Origin of the sequence: Halomonas sp. 3A7M (genome assembly GCF_014897875.1) — a bacterium.
Taxonomy (GTDB): domain Bacteria; phylum Pseudomonadota; class Gammaproteobacteria; order Pseudomonadales; family Halomonadaceae; genus Vreelandella.
In genome coordinates this window covers 270,103-290,482 of the sequence record NZ_JABUZD010000162.1, presented here as the reverse complement: position 1 = coordinate 290,482, position 20,380 = coordinate 270,103, and the positions used below count along the sequence as shown (strand labels likewise).

The 20,380-nt window shown below is 50.3% G+C and carries 18 protein-coding genes; 5 read left to right on the top strand and 13 right to left on the bottom strand.

The genetic code is table 11. From position 1 onward, the window contains the following. Window positions 1-494: 494 nt before the first annotated feature. Both INT19_RS15230 and INT19_RS15225 read right to left on the bottom strand, forming a co-directional pair. Window positions 495-1,292: a hypothetical protein gene (locus INT19_RS15230; RefSeq protein WP_193061376.1), complete on the bottom strand. Its 798-nt coding sequence runs from the start codon at window positions 1,290-1,292 to the stop codon at window positions 495-497. A 380-nt stretch (window positions 1,293-1,672) separates the two neighbouring features. Continuing rightward, window positions 1,673-2,629: a toll/interleukin-1 receptor domain-containing protein gene (locus tag INT19_RS15225; protein WP_193061375.1), complete on the bottom strand. Its 957-nt coding sequence runs from the start codon at window positions 2,627-2,629 to the stop codon at window positions 1,673-1,675. Window positions 2,630-3,053: 424 nt separating this feature from the next. Between INT19_RS15225 and INT19_RS15220 the strand changes: the two genes are divergently transcribed. Further along, window positions 3,054-3,521 (top strand): tyrosine-type recombinase/integrase, encoded by a 468-nt coding sequence (locus tag INT19_RS15220; protein ID WP_442311491.1) that lies wholly within the window; start codon window positions 3,054-3,056, stop codon window positions 3,519-3,521. Between the two features lie 144 nt (window positions 3,522-3,665). Here the strand turns inward: INT19_RS15220 and INT19_RS15215 are convergent, their stop codons facing one another. Together INT19_RS15215 and INT19_RS15210 are read right to left on the bottom strand one after the other, a co-directional pair. After that, window positions 3,666-5,162, bottom strand: coding sequence for an RNA-directed DNA polymerase (locus INT19_RS15215; protein ID WP_193061374.1), 1,497 nt, complete (start codon window positions 5,160-5,162; stop codon window positions 3,666-3,668). A 170-nt stretch (window positions 5,163-5,332) separates the two neighbouring features. After that, window positions 5,333-5,740: a GFA family protein gene (locus INT19_RS15210; RefSeq protein WP_193061373.1), complete on the bottom strand. Its 408-nt coding sequence runs from the start codon at window positions 5,738-5,740 to the stop codon at window positions 5,333-5,335. Window positions 5,741-6,397: 657 nt separating this feature from the next. On the opposite strand from INT19_RS15210, the gene INT19_RS15205 reads away from it, so the two are divergent. Beyond that, entirely contained in the window at window positions 6,398-7,318 is a 921-nt protein-coding gene (locus tag INT19_RS15205) for a ketopantoate reductase family protein (RefSeq protein ID WP_193061372.1), read from the top strand. 263 nt (window positions 7,319-7,581) lie between these two features. On the opposite strand, the gene INT19_RS15200 is transcribed toward INT19_RS15205, so the two are convergent. From INT19_RS15200 to INT19_RS15160, 9 genes are all read right to left on the bottom strand, one after another. Then, the gene (locus tag INT19_RS15200; protein WP_193061371.1) at window positions 7,582-8,214 is read right to left on the bottom strand and encodes a glutathione S-transferase family protein; all 633 of its coding nucleotides are present in this window, start codon (window positions 8,212-8,214) and stop codon (window positions 7,582-7,584) included. A 211-nt stretch (window positions 8,215-8,425) separates the two neighbouring features. Then, a complete protein-coding gene (gene mmsB, locus INT19_RS15195) occupies window positions 8,426-9,436 on the bottom strand; it encodes a 3-hydroxyisobutyrate dehydrogenase (RefSeq protein WP_264299060.1) in 1,011 nt (336 codons plus the stop codon). Beyond that, complete coding sequence (locus tag INT19_RS15190; protein WP_193061369.1) at window positions 9,384-10,499, bottom strand: enoyl-CoA hydratase/isomerase family protein; 1,116 nt, start codon at window positions 10,497-10,499, stop codon at window positions 9,384-9,386. Before INT19_RS15190 ends, mmsB begins: the two co-directional genes overlap by 53 nt. Before the next feature lie 23 nt (window positions 10,500-10,522). Further along, the gene (locus INT19_RS15185; RefSeq protein WP_193061368.1) at window positions 10,523-11,677 is read right to left on the bottom strand and encodes an acyl-CoA dehydrogenase family protein; all 1,155 of its coding nucleotides are present in this window, start codon (window positions 11,675-11,677) and stop codon (window positions 10,523-10,525) included. A gap of 263 nt (window positions 11,678-11,940) precedes the next feature. Beyond that, window positions 11,941-12,933, bottom strand: coding sequence for a branched-chain amino acid ABC transporter permease (locus INT19_RS15180; protein WP_089037879.1), 993 nt, complete (start codon window positions 12,931-12,933; stop codon window positions 11,941-11,943). Window positions 12,934-12,935: 2 nt separating this feature from the next. After that, window positions 12,936-13,823: a branched-chain amino acid ABC transporter permease gene (locus INT19_RS15175; RefSeq protein WP_125748811.1), complete on the bottom strand. Its 888-nt coding sequence runs from the start codon at window positions 13,821-13,823 to the stop codon at window positions 12,936-12,938. An 82-nt stretch (window positions 13,824-13,905) separates the two neighbouring features. Continuing rightward, window positions 13,906-15,129, bottom strand: a complete 1,224-nt coding sequence (locus tag INT19_RS15170) for an ABC transporter substrate-binding protein (RefSeq protein WP_125748814.1) — start codon at window positions 15,127-15,129, stop codon at window positions 13,906-13,908. Between the two features lie 127 nt (window positions 15,130-15,256). After that, window positions 15,257-16,006: an ABC transporter ATP-binding protein gene (locus tag INT19_RS15165; RefSeq protein WP_125748817.1), complete on the bottom strand. Its 750-nt coding sequence runs from the start codon at window positions 16,004-16,006 to the stop codon at window positions 15,257-15,259. Next, entirely contained in the window at window positions 16,003-16,791 is a 789-nt protein-coding gene (locus INT19_RS15160; RefSeq protein ID WP_146944876.1) for an ABC transporter ATP-binding protein, read from the bottom strand. The genes INT19_RS15165 and INT19_RS15160 overlap by 4 nt, the downstream gene beginning before the upstream one ends. A gap of 360 nt (window positions 16,792-17,151) precedes the next feature. Between INT19_RS15160 and INT19_RS15155 the strand changes: the two genes are divergently transcribed. From INT19_RS15155 to INT19_RS15145, 3 genes are read left to right on the top strand one after another with little or no spacing between them, the layout of a single operon-like run. Beyond that, window positions 17,152-17,565 carry a MerR family transcriptional regulator gene (locus tag INT19_RS15155; RefSeq protein WP_120387359.1) on the top strand — a complete coding sequence of 138 codons (414 nt, stop codon included), beginning with the start codon at window positions 17,152-17,154 and terminating at the stop codon, window positions 17,563-17,565. Window positions 17,566-17,585: 20 nt separating this feature from the next. Then, on the top strand, window positions 17,586-18,755 hold the full coding sequence (locus INT19_RS15150) for an isovaleryl-CoA dehydrogenase (protein WP_038485126.1): 1,170 nt from the start codon (window positions 17,586-17,588) through the stop codon (window positions 18,753-18,755). 10 nt (window positions 18,756-18,765) lie between these two features. After that, window positions 18,766-20,373 (top strand): carboxyl transferase domain-containing protein, encoded by a 1,608-nt coding sequence (locus INT19_RS15145; protein WP_193061367.1) that lies wholly within the window; start codon window positions 18,766-18,768, stop codon window positions 20,371-20,373. The last annotated feature ends 7 nt before the right edge of the window (window positions 20,374-20,380 follow it).

The following is a 20,380-nucleotide window of genomic DNA, read 5'->3' as shown; positions in this document are numbered from 1 at the left end:
AATTTTAGCGGGGTGGCAGAACGTCGCGGAATGGACGCTTACTTTTGGGGTAGGGTTGGACTCCTGGCAAGTCTAGAACTATAAGCAAACATATAAGTCTAAAAGATTTTATATGCAAACTCGAAAAATATACCTTTGCGTATACCAGTGCCCCTAGGCGCAACCCGCTAAAAGAAAAGCTTATCATTGGATAATATCAATCACTGCTAATTCTGTTTGTAGCATATATGGGCTGCTTACGGCCACAAGCGGACAACATAAAAACGCGGCTATATTAAAGCCTTATATATAAATGCAACTAATTTCTTTGCAGCCCACACCCGATTGCGGTCGGCGGCTATCAACAGAAAGGCCTGCTAATAGTTAAAACCGCTCTTAAGCATTTATGAACACCCCGCTGCGTATTTTATTGTGAAACTTACGGAAATCGCCCGCTTTTTTTAAAATCAGGCTGCGCAAATAATACGTCAACAATGGCTCAACACTTACCACTCCTAATTGTATTGACTTTCCCAGACGGATTTTGCAATCGCTATGTGCATTGCAACTACAGCATTGTAATAGCTATTCAGCCGCTCAGTTGTGATGGGCAGAACTTCGCCAACCCATTCATTGAGCTCTGGGAAATTTTCAACATCCTTGGAACTCAGATACCCATAGCGATGAAGGATTACATTTCTCACCATGGAAGACTCATTGTATTTATTAGCAGCTATAGCGCTGAGCTGGAGTTCTAAACCAAACCAAGAAAATAACACCACCATCCTATTGGCAATATCCACTCCCCCATTCTCAGTAGAATTCTTAGCCTTTGGGTCCAGCTTTTGAGCGATCTCTAGGCATGTTGACTCCGACCAGGGCCAGTCAGCAAGCGAGTATTTACCATTTTTAAACTTCTCACTTGCAATTTTTGCGGCGTACTCGGAGGTTCGAATAATTTCTGCTATTATGTTTTCAGCTCCAGCCTCTTGTGCCGCCCATAAGGTGATAAAAGCATGAGTGTTGACAGTATGAAAACCTTCTTCCTCAACTTCTCCAGCCCAGCGACTAACATCTTCCAATTTTTCAATCAGTCGCTCCAAATCTAAATTAGATGAATCACGAGCCTTATGAATAGCTGTCAGAGCCGGCCGATGCTGAGAAGCCATAGCCTTAGCCATTCTCAAGCACTCTCGATAATACCCTCCTCCAAATAATTCCCCGATAAGAAACGAGCCAGTTTGGTGAATGGCCCAGCTGACTGGGGCTTCCTCCCTACAAGTACCTAAAGGGCGCTTTTTTAATTCAGGCACTAGACACTCCTCTTAAGTATGAGTTTACGCATCGACAAAATTTACTGATACATCTACCTTGGAAGGAAAGTTAATATCAGGATGAACTAAAATTACCATAACTGCCAGGAGCGAACTTTGAGAAGACACTAATATAAAACTCTCTTTGCTAGGCGGACTGAGGTAGCTGATACTCTGGAAATGGCTAAACAAACAGACGTCTGATTGGACAAATGATGGCCCATGTTGTGTCATCGTTATCTAGCCCACCAACATCAGAGAATGCTGATATAATGCCGAAAATTACCAGAAAAATTGGAGCAACGAATGGCTTATGCGATTCACGCACAAACGAGCGTTGCGGAAATTTTTCCCGTATGTATTTACCTTGTTATATGTAATCATCGCATGGCCCTGCGCAGTTTTGCAGAGACAGAATAAATTGCCACTCGGCTTCCAACCCCCCCTCTTGTTTTCACAAAATAATTGTGCTCTAAAAACTTAATGACATGTGTGACTATAGGCAGTCGTATATTTAGTTTCTCACTAATTTCATGATTAACATGTACATTCTCATTCACAATCACTGCAACTATTGAGTCCTGCATCTTACCATATTCGTTCACGTAGTTTTTACAGTACTCTTCGTAACCAAATAGTGTAACTCGGTAATGGCAACCCCAACGCCCTGAACCGCCACCGATATAGTGTGATAAAGATACGTAACCTTGATCTTCAAGTATTTCTAGTGACTCTAACACTTGCTCTTTAGGTGGAGCCTCTGGATTACTATCATCAAAAACCTCTCCTGGCTCTATTGGGTCATCAGGCCACTCTTTCAAGGATTCACAAGACAACTTTAATACCAAGCTATCTACCGACTCCAATCCCTCAATATTATGTATGACAGACGTAGTATATGAGGGTGGCTGACCAATCTTTGGTTTTAAAGAAGCCCCAAAAACCGAGGCTAAGATTCTTTCAAAGCTTAAATCATAGGATTTTTTGTCTTTAATGGATTCCCATAGTGTAGATTTCAGTGGCTCAGGGACTTCACAATCATCTATAAGGATAGGAATTATTTTTGTCCCTTTCTGGATCTTACTTACGATAGTTGAGTTTAACTCTTCTTGCACCCAAGGCTTTCGAACACTATATTCGGACAGCACAATTATTACAGCCTCTGCTTCTTTCAGACCTTCTTCAAATATCTTATCGACTAAACTATCACCTGGAAGCATTTCCCATTTATCCAGCCATACATCAACACCATTTTGAATAAGCCTGATAGAAAATTCATTTACAAATCGCTCTTTATCTTCAGATGCATGACTCAAGAATACTTTTGGATGTGTCATATTTCTCCAATCACGTATAATACGTCTTTATTAGACTGTCAGATCGTTTATTGACTTGAACGTGCTGACACGTTCATTTAGGTTATCGCATGCCATTCACAATTTACCACCTTAAAATTAAAAGAAACCAAGTATTGTCAGGCTGCAAAACATTGATCATCGTTCCGGCTGCATAATGCGGCTAAACGGGTTTGCCGATAGGGCCACTTTGGGTCGAGCCCTGACCATGAATTAACCTTAGCACATGATGAGCGTGAATTGAGCCATTCTCTGACCTCTACCCGATGAAGGAACATTTCGACTGAAATCTCCTTTACACCTTGGAATAAAGGCAAGTTAGTTGGGCAAAAGACACCTCTGCGCCTTCAAGATATTTGGGTCATACGTGTAAAAGACGAGAGACCTCGCCCTCTTCAATTTAGCCATCGATAGCAAATTACGGGGCTGCGATCTCGCCAATTTACGAATACGAGATATAGCCCATGGTGCGTGCATATCACCACGAGCCATCTTGATGCAGCAAAAAACGCATCAACCTGTCCAGTTCGAAATAACCGAGCAAACCCGCATTGCTATAATGGATTGGATACAGCTTACTCAACTCAGAAACGAAGATTTCTTGTTTCCCAGCAGCATCAATAGCCCAAAGCATCTCTCAACGCGCCAATATGCCCGTATTGTCAAAGCTTGGGTTACCGAAATAGGTCTAGATGCGTCAATTTATGGCACGCACACTATGCGTCGTACGAAAGCTTCGCTGATATACCGTCGCACGAAAAACTTGAGGGCAGTGCAACTGCTTCTGGGTCATACGAAGCTTGAAAGCACCGTCAGGTATCTAGGGATAGAGGTAGATGACGCGCTGGAAATGGCAGAACAGACAGAAGTTTGATGAGGGTAAACGACGGCCTATTTCGGGCTGTCATTGTCCGGCCAGGAGCGGCCATTGCGGTAGTGCTGATATAACGCCGCGTTCACCGGCTTGTCCGGTGCAACGCTTTGTTCAGCACCATTTACGACACCCTTATTTAGAATGTTAGTATGCCCAAGCATTCTGTTTGAACAGCTCGATTTCTTCGGGTTCAATCACTTCTGTTGCCTCTGCTACGTCCGCAACCACAATACTTTTCACATCAATCGCATTTTTCAAAGCTTCACTAGCGATCCAGTCACACCCCCACAATTGCGGTGCTCCACCATTAACTATCTGGCAAATTGGCTCAGAACTATCGAATGGGATACCCACGGCTTTTGGTTGAGTTACTCGCTGCAACCATATTTCAAGATAACCGTTGTAAGGAACCCGCTTAATTTTCTCTCGGACTTTAGTCCAGAGTCGAACCTTGTCTTCGGTTGGTGCAAGCGCAATAAGATGGCTCAAAATTCCAGCTACAGCGGGAAAAGTTGCTGGAGACACATAGGCAATATCTGTTGCGATTGCCACTTGAACTTCGAGGTCGTCGGGAGATTCCGTTTGGCTAGAAACGTTAGTGTGAAAATCGCCCACTAACCGACGTAACGCACCGCTATTCGGATATCGTTGACCGAACGCATGGAGTCTCATTAATTGTTTTTGGATCGTTTTGGCATTTTCTTTTCCAAGGTCTTGCAGTTCAATACCTGCAAGTTTGTCTGGCTTGATAGACCCTTCCACTACGTTTCCGCTGGAAAAAGTCTTTGAAACCCCAAGCTTCATCCCGACCGTTCGCAACTTATCGCTTACAACCTTAAGAACGGATTCTGCACGTTCGTCGCTGTTTGCAAAGATGCGGTAATCATCTCGGTAACGAAGGATTCGGATATCAGAACAGCTACCTAGCTCAGTATTGATAAGCTCATCGACATAGCCAAGTACGATTTCGGCGATAAAGTCCATAAGTACCGAGCCTTGGCAAATTCCATTTGTTTGGCCGTAACGACTAGCCTGGATGTGGAAATCAATCTTGTTTCCAAGAAGCGACTTCTTAGTTTTGTTTTTCTTAGCTTCTTCGATCCCATGGATAGCCCATGCAATGCTATGCGTGTACAGCGAGCCGTAACAGTCTGTCACATCGGTGTGAAGAAGGTGATTGAATTCCAGCGAATAAGTCAAAGAGCGTTGTTCAACAGCCTGCCACCACCCTTTAATCTGAGTGGCAACATCGGTCTGGTGGTCCACTGACATTACAGGCGCGCTGCAACAGTCGATGACGCCATCCTCAAACTCAGCCATACGGGATATGATTAGAGCCCAGTTTTCCTCGTCGCAAATAACGTTTACCAATGAGACGTATATTGCAGGATGCATCAACTCATATGGTCGCCAAGCAAACCTTCCGTCCTTGTTGGCAATGAAATTGTAATTTACATCAGGAAAATCGGCTGGACTGCTTTTCTTGAACTGATTAAAACTAGCGCCGCCTAAGATTTCCGAAACACTTGCCAAAATAGGCTCGAAATTAATGTAGCTCGGAATATCGCCATTGAAGTAGCTACTCCCCTTCAAGAAATGAGCACGTGCTTCTTCATTGGTTAGGTCGATTAATCGCTTCATTTATTCGTTAGCCCTTGTGCGACGCTGAACGCCCGCTTAAGTGGTGAGCAACGCTACCACGACACTAAACCATTACACCGTAAACACTAAAGCCGAATGAAACCAAAACCGCCAAGCGTTGCGAATCCGTCTTAAAGCGTTTGTTATGCAACAAGCCCAAAGGTGTACGCCTAACCTTCACGCCCCTCTGTGAACACAGGTAATTTAGGGTCTAGGTGACACCAATTTGCCTTATACACTGTGTAAATTTGGGCATCTACTTTTACTGGTATATCGTCGTCGAACGTGGAGATAGCTAACTCTATTTCATCATGAGTTGAACCTTTGACACGGAAGCCTAAACTCGAACCACATTCGGAGCAGAAAGTTCGAATAGTACCATTGGATGCAACGAACTCTTTTAACAATTGCTCGCCTGAAAGCCACTTTAACCCTCGCACTCCGACCAAAGTTCCAAAAGCTGCACCATGAAATTTACGACACATTGAGCAATAACAGTTTGCCGCTTTTTCACTGAAACCATTAACAGAAAACCGGATGCCTCCGCACAAACAAGAACCTTTATATGTCTTACTCATCTTAAGCTTCCTCCATGTTGCATAACAGTTTATTAGTGCGCATGCGTGTTTTTCTGGCCACCACCATCCTGACCATATAGTTATAATGCATTGAAATTTAGAGAAACAAATGCCGTCTACGCGATGCGCTTTGCCAGAAAAACGCGCATGCGCGTTAACATTTCCACCATCCTTTGGATATTGCGCATAAACATCAATAGCTTTCCCCTAACACCTTGTTTCATAAAACTTTGAAAAAGCCACTCCAGAAAACCAAGCATTTGTATTCAAACCCTACCAGAAAAACGCGCATTGTGAGCCAAAGGCACTTATGAATATCCGGTCTCAGCGAAGTCCGCTTTGGGTCGCAAGCCGACATTGCACGTGGAGCTATACACGAGCTCCCCTCTTCCCTGTAACGCGACTCAGCCTTTTACACAAAATCTTCTTAGCCTTAACGCTAGCAGATAATCCTTCTGCCCGTCATTAGTCATTAGCCGCGCATTGCGGTCTTCTGCCACGTCTAGAGCTTGTTCGCTCATAACGCCTTTTAGCTTCTTCTATCACCACAACAAAAAAGCCGATGCCGTGAAGCTGCTGCTCACCTCACCTTCATTTCCTAGTGCTGAACACGGTAAGCTTGGCGACAACACCGCTGTTAATGGCTAAAAATCAACGATGACTTCCCATTGGATACTTGGCCCTGGGGCCATTGGTCGCCTGTTGGCGCATTCGCTTTCCCCCTTCACTGACACCACTTTGATTGGCCGACGTGCGCTGCCTGAACAACAACACCTGACCACCCCTGAAGGTGAAGAGCGAACTCAGCGGCTGGCGAGCGCTACGGTTGCGGAACTAGCCTCTCATCCGCTTCCCGCGCCTGGGTTTGTACATATCACCACCAAAGCCATGGCCGCCGAGGCGGCACTTGCCAGTATTGCCGATGTGGTTGCGCCCACTACCCCACTGGTGCTGTGGCAGAACGGCTTTTTGGCACAACCGCGTATTACACAAACGTGGCCTGGGCCAGTGCTGTGCGCGACCACTACTCAGGGTGCTTATCTCACTGGGGATGATGGTGTGGTTCACGCGGGGCGCGGGCCTACGTTTATTGGTGATTTAGATAATCAGCACGCGGGATTGGCGGAGGCGTTAGCGGCGCTATTGAGTGAGTCAGGCTTTACCGCAACAGCGGTCGGTGATATACGCCAACGCCTGTGGCAAAAGCTGGCGGTGAATGCGGCGATCAACCCATTGGTGGCGCTAAATGGTGTGCGCAATGGTGAGCTGCGCGGTGACGCTTATGCAGGCCGTTTGGCAGCGGTGGTCAAAGAGGTCGCGGCGATTTTAAAGCAGGAAAACATTGCACCACCGAATGGTGACGAAGGTGAAGACGCGTGGTTGGCGCTGGTGTGGCAGGTGGTGGAGAACACCGCTAACAATAAGGCCTCGATGTTGCAGGATGTTGAGGCCAAGCGTCCCACCGAGCGCGGGGCGATTTTAGGGCCGTTGATTGATAGCGCCGAGCGCCATGGCTTGCCGTGTGGGGTGTTGAAGGAACTTAATAGCGAATTGGCTAAATTGGAGGCGAAGTTTTAGGGAACATTTAGTGGCTAAATCATCGCGCTAAAGCGACCTCCCACAATATAAATTGCCCTTATTTACTGTGCTGTCAAGGCTGTGCTGTTCCACTTACAACCGCTGCGCCAGGCTGCCATTGCGGGTGCGCTTCGCTTACCACGCACTACAAACCCCGTATGCTCCATCGCATAAATGCACAATAAAGCCCGTGTATTTAGCCGTTTAGCAAATTGTAGTGCGCTAGAGCGCCCTCCCGTCATCAGGGAGGGCTGCTTTCTACATCACGTAACAGGAATCATCACTACGTTCTGAAAGGCGGGGCGTTCTGCAATCTGTTGGTACCAGCGCTCCAGATTGGGGCGCCGCTGCCAGGTTAACCCAATGTTCCAAAGGTTATAGATAAACGGCGCTAAGGCGATGTCGCCGAGGCCAAACTCATCGCCGGAAAACCAGGGTTGGCTTTGGTTTGCCAGCGCGTTATCTAGCAGTTCGAATGACCTTTCACAGGCTAGCATTCCAGCATCAATAGCGGCGTTGTCGCGCTCTTCTGGCGGTGTTCTTACGAATCCCTGCAAAATAACGCGGTGCCTGGGCGAAAGCGTATTGTTCGCCCAATCCATCCATTTCTCTGCCTGGGCGCGCTTGGCGGGGTTATCTACCCATAAGCTACCTTGGCCATACTGCGCAGCCAAGTAGCGGATAATGGTGTTAGATTCCCATAACACGCTATCGGTCGCGTCGTCTTTAAGTAGCGGCACTAGCCCATTGGGGTTCATGGCCAAGTACGCTGAGGTATTGTTGACCCCGTGCTGCATTCCTGCCGGAATTTGTTCAAACGCCAAGCCGAGCTCTTCGAGCACCCAGCGCACTTTTTTGACGTTAGTGGAGTTATTGCGGCCCCAAAGCGTAATCATGGCAGTCCTTTTTCTGGGCATACATCTGAGAATAGTGAAGAAAATGAGTGTGCCCGCCTTTGAAGCAAGTGACAAGGGGCGGCTATGCCGCCCGCTCGCGGGTGCCTAGTGTTGCTCGTTCCGCGCAAAACTCGCTACCACGCGCGACACCACCACTTACCACTTACCACTTACCATTTTCCATTTTCCATTTTCCATTCACGCCTTACTCTCACTCCTTATCTTGATAAAACTGCAGCAGGCTGGAGAAATCGAGTTTGCCGTTGCCGCTGGCTTTATGCAGGGTGAATAACGAACGTGCGGCAGACCCCATGGGCACTGGTGAGGCGCTTTGCTGACTAACATCCATGGCGAGGCCCAGATCTTTAATCATCAGGTCTACCTGGAAGCCGCCTTGATAACCCTTCGAGGCGGGGGCATTTTCCATCACGCCGGGGTACGGGTTGTAAACGTTTAGCGCCCAGTTTCCCCCCGAGCTTTGTTTCATGATTTCGGAAAGCACCGCTGGATCCAGGCCATTTTTTACGCCCATGTTGATCGCTTCGCAGGTGCCCGCCATCAGAATGGAAAGCAGCATGTTGTTGCACACTTTGGCCACTTGGCCTGCACCGTGGTCGCCAGCGTGGAAGATATTCTTACCCATCACTTCTAGCACGGGCTTGGCCTGCTCAAATTGTGCCGCGCTACCGCCCACAATAAAGCTCAACGTGCCGGCCTGCGCGCCACCTACCCCGCCAGATACCGGCGCGTCGACAAAACCAACGCCTTTTTCAGCGCCAGCGGCCGCAACGCTGCGGGCGGTATCCGCATCAATCGTCGAGCAGTCAATCACTAGAGCGCTCTTTTTGATGACATCAAACAGCGGCTCGTCGCCATCCACATACAGCCCACGTACATGCTTGCCTGCGGGGAGCATGGAAATAATAAAGTCTGCATCGGTGGCCGCTGCTTTTGCAGAGACTGCTACTTCACAGCCTTGGGATTTAGCCGTTTCCAAGGCTTGTTCAGAAAGGTCGAACGCGCGAACGTTAAAGCCCGCTTTCGCCAAGTTGGCCGCCATGGGGCCACCCATATTACCTAAACCGATAAACGCGACAGTGGTCATCTTTATTGTCCTTATTCGAAAATTGACGGTGAATTGGGTTGGGGAAATGGTTTGAAGAAATAGCTTAGTGAAGATCCGCCAGAGGGCTCGTTTGCCACGGCGAAGCCAGCAGCTCATCGATAAAAGTTTGTTCGACGGACGCGACATCTGGGTATTTCCAGGCAGGCTTACCGTCTTTATCGACCAACAGCGCACGTACGCCTTCGGGGAATTCCTGATGACGGCAACACTGCACTGAAAGTGCCAGCTCAAACTGAAACACCTCAGCCAACGACATATGCTTGGCGCGCTTTAGCTGCTCATCAATCAGTTTCACTGATACGGGGCTGCCGTGGGAAAGCGTTTTCTGCGCTTTGCTGAACCATTTGTCATCACTACGAACCGCCAGCACGGCATCCACGGTTTGCTCAACCGTATCATGATCCATTAGCTCACGAATCAAGGCAGCGGATTTTTGAACCGGCGATTCCAGCTCGGCAAATACCTCTTGAGAGGCTTGTTCAAATTCGCGCAGCACGCGATTGACGATACCATGGGCGTCAGTTTGCTTTCCTTCTCCCCAGGTGGCATCCATCAGTTTTTGCGTCAGGTCCGCGCGGTAATGGCTAGCAATCGCACGATCGGCAAGGCCGAGATGAACGGCATCTGGGGCGTTTATTTGGCTGCCGGTCATGGCTAGAAAGCGTCCAGTACCATTTGGCAGGCGGTTTAAAAACCAGCTAGCGCCAACGTCCGGGTAAAGGCCAATCGTCACTTCTGGCATCGCCAGCCGAGAGGTTTCTGTCACAATTCGGTGGCTGCTACCGCTGAGCAGCCCCATTCCCCCCCCCATTACAATACCGCTGCCCCAGCAAATAACCGGTTTGGGATAGGTGTGAAGCAGGTAGTCCAGGCGGTACTCGTGTTCAAAGAAGCGCTCAGGAAAGTCTGGTTCGCCGTCACCTTTAATCGCTTTATACAGATTGACGACATCGCCCCCTGCGCAAAACGCTTTTTCACCGGCGCTGTCCAGCAGAACCGCGACAACTCGCTCGTCGGTTTGCCACGCTTTCAAGCGCGGCAGGATCTCTTCAATCATTTCTAACGTCAGGGCATTCAGCGAACGCTCGGCGTTAAGGGTGATCTCGCCGATAATATGGCCATCTTGGGTGGCGTGTTCAGCAAACAGTACGCTACTCATTCCATTGTCCTTGTGGTGGTTGGCTACAGCTCAGAGGCACCATCAGAGAGCACGCGGCGGGAAATAATCAGCCGCATGATTTCGTTGGTTCCTTCCAAAATACGATGTACACGGGAGTCACGTACATAGCGCTCCATTGGATACTCTTTAATGTAGCCGTTGCCACCATAGAGCTGCAGCGCTTCATCACACACTTTGAAGCCGACGTCAGTCGCAAAGCGCTTAGCCATCGCACAGTAGGTAGTCGCATCGGGGTGACCAGCATCCAGCTTAGTGGCTGCCATACGCACTAACTGACGAGCCGCGACAAGCTCGGTAACCATATCCGCCATACGGAACTGAAGCGCTTGGAAGTCTGCCAAACGCTTACCAAACTGCTTACGCTCCAGCATGTATTCACGGGCTTTGTTGATCGCCTGCTGGGCAGTGCCGATTGAGCAGGTAGCGATGTTGATACGCCCCCCATCCAGGCCCTTCATGGCAATTTTAAAGCCATCGCCTTCGTTGCCTAACAGGTGGTTGGCGGGAACACGCACATCTTCAAAGGTAATCATGCGGGTTGGCTGACTGTTCCAACCCATTTTGTCTTCTTTGCGGCCGTAACTAATGCCGCTTGCTTTGGCATCAACCGCAAAGGCAGAAACGCCGCTGGGACCTTCACCGCCGGTACGCGCCATCACCACCAAAAAGTCGGTGCTACCGGCGCCAGAGATAAACATCTTGCTACCGTTTAGCACGTAGTCATCGCCATCACGCTTGGCGGTGGTTTTAAGCGAGGCTGCATCAGAGCCTGCATTGGGTTCTGTTAAGCAGTAAGAACCCAGTAAATCGCCGGTGGCGAGCTTTTCGCCCCACTGTTCCACTGCTTCGGAGGTGCCGAAGTCAGCCAGCATCCAGGTCACCATGTTATGAATGGTGAGATAGGCGGTGGTTGAGGTACAGCCCATGGAAAGCTGTTCAAAAATAATGCTGGCATCCAGACGGGAAAGACCCAGCCCGCCAACGCGTTCTGGCGCGTAAAGTGAACAAAAACCTAACTCCCCCGCTTTGCGGATAACATCGACAGGAAAAAAGGCTTCGGCATCCCACTGCGCAGCGTTGGGTTCTAATTCATTCTGGGCGAATGCCCGGGCCATATCGGCAAAGGCGACCTGGTCTTCACTTAACTCAAAATTCATGGCGAATCTCCGCAGCATGCGTCGCTGAACAGCCTGTGAGCAGGCTGGGCAGCTTGGCGTTTGCTATTATCTTTATTAGCCGTTGGCGTTATTGGCAATTGTCTTTACTGGCAATTATCTTTACAGGCAACGTTGACGTTTACGTTAACTTATATTCTTACTCTGACAGGTGCAACCGGCTTAGCTCACTACCTTTGGCGTAGAGGCGTGAGTTGGGCAGAAAAAAGGGTGCCCTAGGGCACCCAATCATCGGACAGAAACGGTTATTTGAAGTTTTTGCGATACATTTTGGTGAGTTCACCCACAATGCCGCTGCGGAAGCTAAGTACGCAGACAACAAAGATAATCCCCAGAATGACGCTTACCCAGTTACCCAACGGCGACTGTGCCAAAATGTGCTGCAGACTAACCACAATGCCCGCGCCCATCAGGGGGCCAAGCAGTGTGCCTACCCCGCCCAGCAGCGTCATTAGGATAACTTCACCCGACATGTGCCAGTGTGCATCGGTTAACGACGCCAGTTGAAACACGACGGTTTTGGTAGACCCTGCCAACCCGGCCAGCGCCGCAGAAAGTACAAACGCCAGCAGCTTATAAGCATCAACGTTGTAGCCCAGCGAAATAGCACGCGGCTCATTTTCACGAATCGCTTTAAGCACCTGCCCAAAGGGGGAATGCACGGTGCGTTGGATCAGCGCAAAACCAAATATGAAGATGGCAAAAACGAAGTAATACATCGCTAAGTTGCTGCTTAGACTGATCACACCAAACAAGTCACCGCGTGGCACGCCGTGCAGACCATCCTCACCACCGGTAAACGATGACTGAACAAAGACGAAAAACATCAGCTGAGCAAGCGCCAACGTCACCATGGCAAAGTAAATGCCCTGACGCCGGATCGAAAGCACCCCGAACAGCAGCCCTAACAGGGTTGCCATAAAGGTGCCTGCAATAATCCCCATCTCTGGCGTTAGCCCTGGATAGCTTGCCAACAAGTAGCCGGTAACATAACCACCGGTGGCTAAAAAGGCCGCGTGCCCGAACGAGAGCAATCCCGCATAGCCCAGCAACAAATTAAATGCGCAGGCAAAAAGCGCGAAGCAAAGAATTTTCATTAGAAAAACGGGATAGGCCAAAAAAGGAGCGACTAACCCGATGGCCAAGAGCGCTATATAAAACATGTTACGGCGCATTTTGGCCCGCCTCTGCCGTTCTTGTACGGCTGATGGCGCATTGAGTGTTTGAGAGTCTGCCATGGTTATGCCTCCTTACCGAACAGCCCAGCGGGGCGTAACATGAGCACCAATATCATCACCAAGAAGATCACGGTATTGGAGGCTTCGGGGTAGTACACTTTGGTTAAGCCTTCGATGATCCCCATTCCCAGGCCAGTAAGAATCGCACCTAGAATAGATCCCATACCCCCAATAACGACCACCGCGAACACCACAATCAGCAGGCTTGACCCCATGGTCGGTGACACAGGATATAACGGCGCTGCCAACACCCCCGCAAAAGCGGCTAGCGCTACGCCGAAACCGTAAGTAAGCGTGATCAATAGCGGTACGTTTACTCCAAACGCTTGCATCAGCTGTGAGTTTTCCGTACCTGCACGCAGATAGGCCCCCAAGCGGGTGCGCTCAATCATAAACCAGGTAAATAGACACATGGCCAGTGCCGCTACCAATACCCAGGCCCGGTAGGTAGGCAGGAACATGAAGCCTAAATTCAGGCCGCCTTGCAGTGCTTCCGGAGTCGCGTACCGCGCACCCGAAACACCAAAGAAGTTAACCAGCGTGCCTTCAAAAATGAGTGCTAACCCGAAGGTAAGCAACAATCCATAAAGATGGTCTAAATGGGCAATGCGACGCAGCAAAAAGCGCTCTATTAGCATGCCGAAACTACCCACCACCAGTGGCACCAAAAACAGCGCTAGCCAATAGTTGATGCCTAAATAGCGAAAGCCTAGCAGTGCGGCGAAGGCTCCCAGCATGTATTGCGCCCCATGGGCAAAGTTGACGATCTTCAGTAGGCCGAAGATGACCGCCAGGCCCAAACTGAGCAGTGCGTAAAAGGCTCCATTCACAAGCCCAAGCGTAAGCTGGCCCATGAAAACGGCCAATGGCACGCCGAATATCATCGTCATTGTATGACTCTCCTCGCCGTCAAGCGGTTGGTGGCAAGTTGCCACCAACCAGTTCTAACGTCACTTGCGGTTGTTATTCGACTTAGTTTTGAACCAGTTTGCACTGGCTATCAGAGAGCGGACGGTAGGCTTCATCGGCAGGAATGGTGCTGAGGATTTCATAAAGATCCCACTCACCGGTAGACTCTTCCGGCGTTTTCACTTGGGCAAGGTACATGTCGTGAATCATGCGGCCATCTTCACGAATGGAGCCGTTACGCGCAAAGAAGTCTTCAATGGGCATATCAGCCATTTGGGCACGAACAACTTCAGGATCGTCGGTTCCCGCGGCTTCTACGGCTTTCAGGTAGTGCATGGTGCTTGAGTAGATACCTGCCTGAACCATGGTGGGCATACGACCAACTTCTTCAAAATAACGATCTGACCAAGCGCGAGCCTCTTCATCCATGTTCCAATACCAACCCGTGGTTAGCAGAAGGCCTTGAGTGGATTCCAAGCCTAGCGCGTGTACATCGTTGAGGAAGATCAGCAGGCCTGCTAGCTGCTGGCCACTCTGGGTCAGACCAAATTGGCTGGCAGTAGTGATCGCGTTAACAGTGTCGGCACCGGCGTTAGCCAAACCAACAATCTTCGCGCCAGACCCTTGGGCCTGGAGGATGTACGAGGAGAAGTCACTTGTCGGGAACGGGTGGCGTACGCCGCCGACAATCTCGCCTCCATTGGCTTCAACCACTTTGGTTACATCAGCTTCCAGCGCATGGCCGAACGCATAATCAGCCGTTAACAAGAACCAGCTGTCGCCGCCCTGCTCGACAACTGCTTTTGCAGTACCGTTCGCCAGTGGGTAAGTATCGTAAACCCAGTGAATGTGGTTGGGCGTGCAGTGTTCATTGGTAATGCTTGATGCCGCAGAGCCCGACACAATGCCCAGGCCATTGTTTTCTTCCAACACTTTGGTGACCGCAATAGACACCGAGGACGCCACTAGGCCACCCACCATGTCGACGTTACGCTGATCGATCCACTCACGCACTGTGTTAGCACCGACGTCAGCACTGTTACGATCATCAGCACTAAAAATTACAATGGGCGAGCCGTTAACACTGCCACCAAAATCAGCAATCGCCATTTCCATGGCTGTTTCGCCGCCTGGACCAGCTAAATCACGATAAGTCCCAGACATATCTGCCAAATAACCAATGCGCACCTCATTATCGCTAATTTCGGCGTGAGCGGTTGAGACTGCCATAGTAGAAGCGGCGGCAACGGCGATGCTGGCGGTCAGCGTTTTTTTCATAAAGGTCATGTTCGTCTCCTGGCCCTTGAGGCCTTTGTTGTTGTGTTACGACGTACGAATGAAATGCTTATAGAGCGTTTAGTGTTGTAGTGCACCTACTGCGAAGCTGATGCTGTGTTTATGATCTAGATTGGCGTTATACCCCCAGCATGGTGTTGAGATGGTCTCGACGTGACGGAAGCTGCTCAGCGCTTATCTCTTCAACAATTTGACCGTGGTCCATTACAAAATGGCGATCTGCCAGCGGCGCTGCAAAACGGAAGTTCTGCTCCACCAGAACAATGGTCATACCGCGCTCTTTCAGTTGAATAAGCACTTCGCCAAGTTTTTGCACAATAACGGGGGCTAAGCCTTCGGTAATTTCATCGAGCAGCAAAAGTCGCGCGCCGGTGCGTAGAATGCGTGCCATGGCAAGCATCTGCTGCTCACCGCCGGAAAGCCGCGTCCCCTGGCTTCTGCGGCGCTCGTAAAGGTTGGGAAACATGGCGTAGATTTCATCTAGGCTCATTCCGCCAGAGCGAACCGTGGGCGGAAGTAATAAATTTTCGTGCACATCCAGGCTGGCAAAAATACCGCGCTCTTCGGGGCAGTAGCCGACACCAAGCCTTGGAATATGGTGTGCCTTCATATTCAGTGTTTCGTTGCCATTAATCACAATCGAGCCGGTGCGACGCCCAACCATATTCATAATGGATTTTAGAGTAGTGCTGCGTCCCGCGCCGTTGCGGCCCAGCAGGGTAACCAACTCCCCACGCTTAACATCGAAGTTCACGCCATGAAGTATGTGCGATTCACCATAGAAGGCGTGCAAGTCTTGCACTCTCAGCATTTCTAGCGTTTGGGAATCGGCTAGTTCATTGGTTTCATAGGCCTCAGCGGTATTCATACGGCAGCCTCCTCTTCAGCAGCTTCACTGCCCATATATGCCTCGCGCACTAATGGATTGCGGGAAACCTCGTCATAATTACCTTCGGCCAACACCGCGCCGCGGGCTAATACCGTAATACGATCACAAAGCCTGCTTACCACGCTCAAATTGTGCTCCACCATTAAGACGGTGCGCCCTTTTGAGACACGCTTAATCAGCTCGACGATACGATCAACGTCCTCTGCCCCCATCCCCTGAGTCGGTTCATCCAACAGCATCATCTTAGGGTCAAGCGCCAGCGTGGTGGCAACTTCCAGGGCGCGCTTACGGCCGTAAGGCATTTCTACCGTTAGTGTATCGGCGTACTCACGCAGGCCAACCTCATCAAGCAGCTCTAACGCACGCTCATTAAGGTGATCTAGCGACTTTTCTGATTTCCAGAAGTGAAACGATGTGCCTAATTGACGCTGTAGCGCTACTCGGACGTTTTCCAGCGCCGTCATGTGCGCAAACACCGCTGAAATTTGAAATGAACGTACGAGACCCAGCTGTGCAATCTCATTGGATTTCTTGCTGGTAATGGGCTTACCGCGATAAAGGATTTCTCCACGTGTAGGCGGCAAAAACTTGGTTAGCAAGTTAAAAACGGTGGTCTTTCCAGCACCGTTGGGGCCAATCAGGGCGTGAATGTGCCCTTCTTGAACCTGAAGATTAACGTCATCCACGGCGGTAAAACCGCGGAATTCTTTGGTCAGCCCTCGTGTCTCGAGCACTGGCCCATTAAGAACATCGTCTTCACGCATGGAGTGGTAAGCCTCTTTTTGTTCTTGTGTTCGGGTGTTCTTGTATCCGGGTGTTGGGTGCTGACGTTTCACCAACCGATTCATCAAGTAAAACTCGTTAGCCGGCAACACACCCTTACCTGAACGTAAGGTGTAGGTGCAAACTAGCAATCACTTGAGGGGTATTACAATTACAACTTTGGTCTACGCTTCTTTAACGTTTCTTCACAGAAACAAGCAAAAAATCTATTTTTCAACAGCTTACAAAGAAACCAAGGAAATTACACAAGCGCAACTACTGCTTTACGTTAACGTAAACTTGTTTTAGCCTCATGGTCAGTGTTCCATAGGGACATTCCCCTATCGACGAGAACAATGATCATGAGCAAAACCTACACGATCAGTGAATTGGCCAGCGAGTTCGACGTTACCACTCGGAGTATTCGGTTCTATGAAGATCAGGAGCTACTCCATCCTGCTCGCCGCGGCCAAACACGCATCTACAGCAGCAAAGATCGCGTGCGACTAAAATTAACGCTACGCGGTAAACGGCTCGGATTTTCCTTAGCAGAAATTCGCGAACTTTTTGAGCTATGGGATGAAACCCGTAGCGGCAGCGAAAAGCAGTTGCATCTAATGCTAAGCAAAATCAGCGAGCGTAAAGCCGCTCTAGAACAGCAAATGAAAGATATCACGATGGTGCAGCTGGAACTTGAAAGCGCTGAAATTCGCTGCCGCCAGGCCCTTGAAGAACTCAATGAAAAACCTGCTTTAACGACGAAAAGCCCCCATTAACAATGACAAGGTGATTGACCATGTTTTCACACTATTCAGAACTCAATTTCGGCCTCGACGATGAACTGAACATGCTGCGCGAGCAGGTCAATGCCTTTGCCGCTAGCGAAATTGCCCCACGCGCCGCTGAAATCGACCGCAACAACGAATTCCCAAATGACCTGTGGAAGAAGTTTGGCGACATGGGGCTGTTGGGGATTACCGTATCTGAAGAAGATGGCGGTAGTGGTATGGGCTATCTTGCCCACTGTATTGCAATGGAAGAAATTTCCCGGGCAAGTGCCTCCGTCGCCCTCTCCTATGGGGCGCACTCGAACCTGTGCGTCAATCAGCTAAAGATCAACGCCAGCGCTGCACAAAAAGAGAAATACCTGCCCAAGCTGATCAGCGGCGACCACGTAGGTGCACTGGCAATGTCAGAGCCAGGAGCGGGGTCTGACGTCGTGTCAATGCAGCTACGTGCAAAGCTGGATGGTGATCATTACATCCTTAACGGCAACAAGATGTGGATCACCAACGGCCCTGACGCCGACGTATTAGTGGTGTACGCCAAGACCGACCCGGAAGCAGGCTCTAAAGGCATTACAGCGTTCATTATTGAAAAAGGCATGCCTGGCTTCACTACGGCACAGAAGCTCGACAAGCTGGGTATGCGCGGCTCTAACACCTGCGAACTGGTTTTCCAAGACTGCAAAGTACCGGTTGAAAACGTACTGGGCGAGGTCGGTAAAGGGGTTCGCGTGCTCATGAGCGGTTTGGATTATGAGCGCACCGTTCTGGCTGCTGGTCCTATTGGTATTATGCAGGCCGCCATGGACGTCGTGCTGCCCTATATCCACGAGCGCAAGCAGTTCAACCAGTCCATTGGCGAGTTTCAGTTGGTGCAAGGCAAAGTTGCGGATATGTACACCACGCTGAACGCTTGTCGCGCCTACTTATACGCCGTTGCCGGAGCCTGTGACCGCGGCCAGACCTCGCGCAAAGACGCAGCGGGCGTGATTCTTTACTGCGCAGAGAAAGCCACCCAAGTTGCCCTAGATGCCATTCAGCTGCTCGGCGGCAACGGCTATATCAACGAGTACCCCACCGGTCGCCTTCTGCGCGATGCCAAACTGTATGAAATTGGCGCGGGCACCAGCGAAATTCGCCGGATGCTGATTGGCCGCGAACTCTTCACCGAAACAAAGTAAGGGCCGCGCCATGAGCACACTCTCTACACAGATCAATCCCCGCAGCGATGTCTTTCAAAGCAACGCAGCATCCATGCTGGGGGAAGTTTCCAAGCTACGAGAATTAACCGCTGCCGTCGCCCAAGGCGGCGGCCCCAAGGCACGTGAACGCCACGAAAGCCGCGGCAAGCTATTTGTGCGTGATCGTATCGATCACTTAATTGACGAAGGCTCGCCATTTTTAGAGTTTTCCGCCCTGGCCGCCCATCACGTTTACGATAGCGACGTACCTGCGGCAGGCGTGGTAACGGGCATTGGTCGGGTATCTGGCGTTGAGTGCGTGATTGTGGCCAACGATGCCACGGTAAAAGGCGGCACTTATTTCCCGCTAACGGTGAAAAAACACCTGCGCGCCCAAGAAATCGCCCGCAAGCACCGTTTACCGTGCATCTATTTAGTCGATTCAGGCGGCGCTTTCTTGCCCCGCCAGGATGAAGTGTTCCCCGATCGCGATCACTTCGGACGCATCTTCTATAACCAAGCCACGATGTCGGCAGAGGGCATCCCGCAAATAGCAGTGGTCATGGGCTCCTGCACGGCTGGCGGTGCGTATGTACCTGCCATGGCGGATGAATCAATCATCGTTAAAGAACAGGGCACGATTTTCCTGGGCGGCCCACCGCTGGTAAAGGCAGCCACCGGCGAAAACATTAGTGCTGAAGACCTGGGCGGTGCCGATGTGCACGCCAAAATCAGCGGCGTAGCCGATCATTACGCTGAAAATGATGCCCATGCCCTGCAGTTGGCGCGCGCTTGTGTGTCACGCTTGAATTGGCAAAAGCGCGGCAAATTAGCCATGCAAGCGCCCCAACCTCCCAAACTCGACCCCAGCGAACTTTACGGCATTGTTGGCACCGACCTTAAAAAGCCATACGACGTTCGAGAAGTGATTGGTCGCATTGTCGATGGCTCTGACTTTGACGAGTTCAAGCGCTACTACGGCGACACCTTGGTAACCGGCTTTGCGCATATCCACGGCTATCCGGTTGGCATCGTGGCGAACAACGGCGTGCTGTTTTCAGAGAGCGCGGTAAAAGGCGCGCATTTTATCGAGCTTTGCGCTCAGCGCAAGATTCCGCTGGTGTTCCTGCAAAACATTACTGGCTTCATGGTCGGCTCCAAGTACGAGCATGAAGGCATCGCTAAGCACGGTGCGAAGTTAGTGACCGCCGTCGCCTGTGCCAAAGTACCCAAGTTCACCGTTTTGATTGGCGGCAGTTTCGGCGCAGGAAACTACGGAATGTGTGGTCGCGCCTATGACCCCAACCTACTGTTCATGTGGCCCAATGCGCGTATTTCGGTAATGGGCGGCGAGCAGGCGGCAGGCGTGCTCTCTCAGGTGAAACGTGAGCAGTATGAACGCGATGGCCGCGAGTGGACCAAAGAGGAAGAAGAGGCCTTTAAACAGCCCACTCGCGACCAGTATGAGCACCAGGGTCACCCCTATTATGCTAGCGCCCGCCTATGGGATGACGGCGTCATTGATCCACTTCAAACCCGCGACGTCTTGGGGCTTTCACTAGCCGCAGCAATGAATGCTGACGTCGAAGAGACACGCTTCGGCGTGTTCCGGATGTAAGGGCGAA

Coding starts and splice junctions, on each gene's coding strand:
- INT19_RS15225 (WP_193061375.1), bottom strand. CDS start 2,629: ATGACACATCCAAAAGTATTCTTGAGTCATGCATCTGAAGATAAAGAG.
- INT19_RS15215 (WP_193061374.1), bottom strand. CDS start 5,162: ATGAAGCGATTAATCGACCTAACCAATGAAGAAGCACGTGCTCATTTC.
- INT19_RS15210 (WP_193061373.1), bottom strand. CDS start 5,740: ATGAGTAAGACATATAAAGGTTCTTGTTTGTGCGGAGGCATCCGGTTT.
- INT19_RS15205 (WP_193061372.1), top strand. CDS start 6,398: ATGACTTCCCATTGGATACTTGGCCCTGGGGCCATTGGTCGCCTGTTG.
- INT19_RS15200 (WP_193061371.1), bottom strand. CDS start 8,214: ATGATTACGCTTTGGGGCCGCAATAACTCCACTAACGTCAAAAAAGTG.
- mmsB (WP_264299060.1), bottom strand. CDS start 9,436: ATGAGCTGCTGGCTTCGCCGTGGCAAACGAGCCCTCTGGCGGATCTTC.
- INT19_RS15190 (WP_193061369.1), bottom strand. CDS start 10,499: ATGAGTAGCGTACTGTTTGCTGAACACGCCACCCAAGATGGCCATATT.
- INT19_RS15185 (WP_193061368.1), bottom strand. CDS start 11,677: ATGAATTTTGAGTTAAGTGAAGACCAGGTCGCCTTTGCCGATATGGCC.
- INT19_RS15180 (WP_089037879.1), bottom strand. CDS start 12,933: ATGGCAGACTCTCAAACACTCAATGCGCCATCAGCCGTACAAGAACGG.
- INT19_RS15175 (WP_125748811.1), bottom strand. CDS start 13,823: ATGACGATGATATTCGGCGTGCCATTGGCCGTTTTCATGGGCCAGCTT.
- INT19_RS15170 (WP_125748814.1), bottom strand. CDS start 15,129: ATGACCTTTATGAAAAAAACGCTGACCGCCAGCATCGCCGTTGCCGCC.
- INT19_RS15165 (WP_125748817.1), bottom strand. CDS start 16,006: ATGAATACCGCTGAGGCCTATGAAACCAATGAACTAGCCGATTCCCAA.
- INT19_RS15160 (WP_146944876.1), bottom strand. CDS start 16,791: ATGCGTGAAGACGATGTTCTTAATGGGCCAGTGCTCGAGACACGAGGG.
- INT19_RS15155 (WP_120387359.1), top strand. CDS start 17,152: ATGAGCAAAACCTACACGATCAGTGAATTGGCCAGCGAGTTCGACGTT.
- INT19_RS15150 (WP_038485126.1), top strand. CDS start 17,586: ATGTTTTCACACTATTCAGAACTCAATTTCGGCCTCGACGATGAACTG.
- INT19_RS15145 (WP_193061367.1), top strand. CDS start 18,766: ATGAGCACACTCTCTACACAGATCAATCCCCGCAGCGATGTCTTTCAA.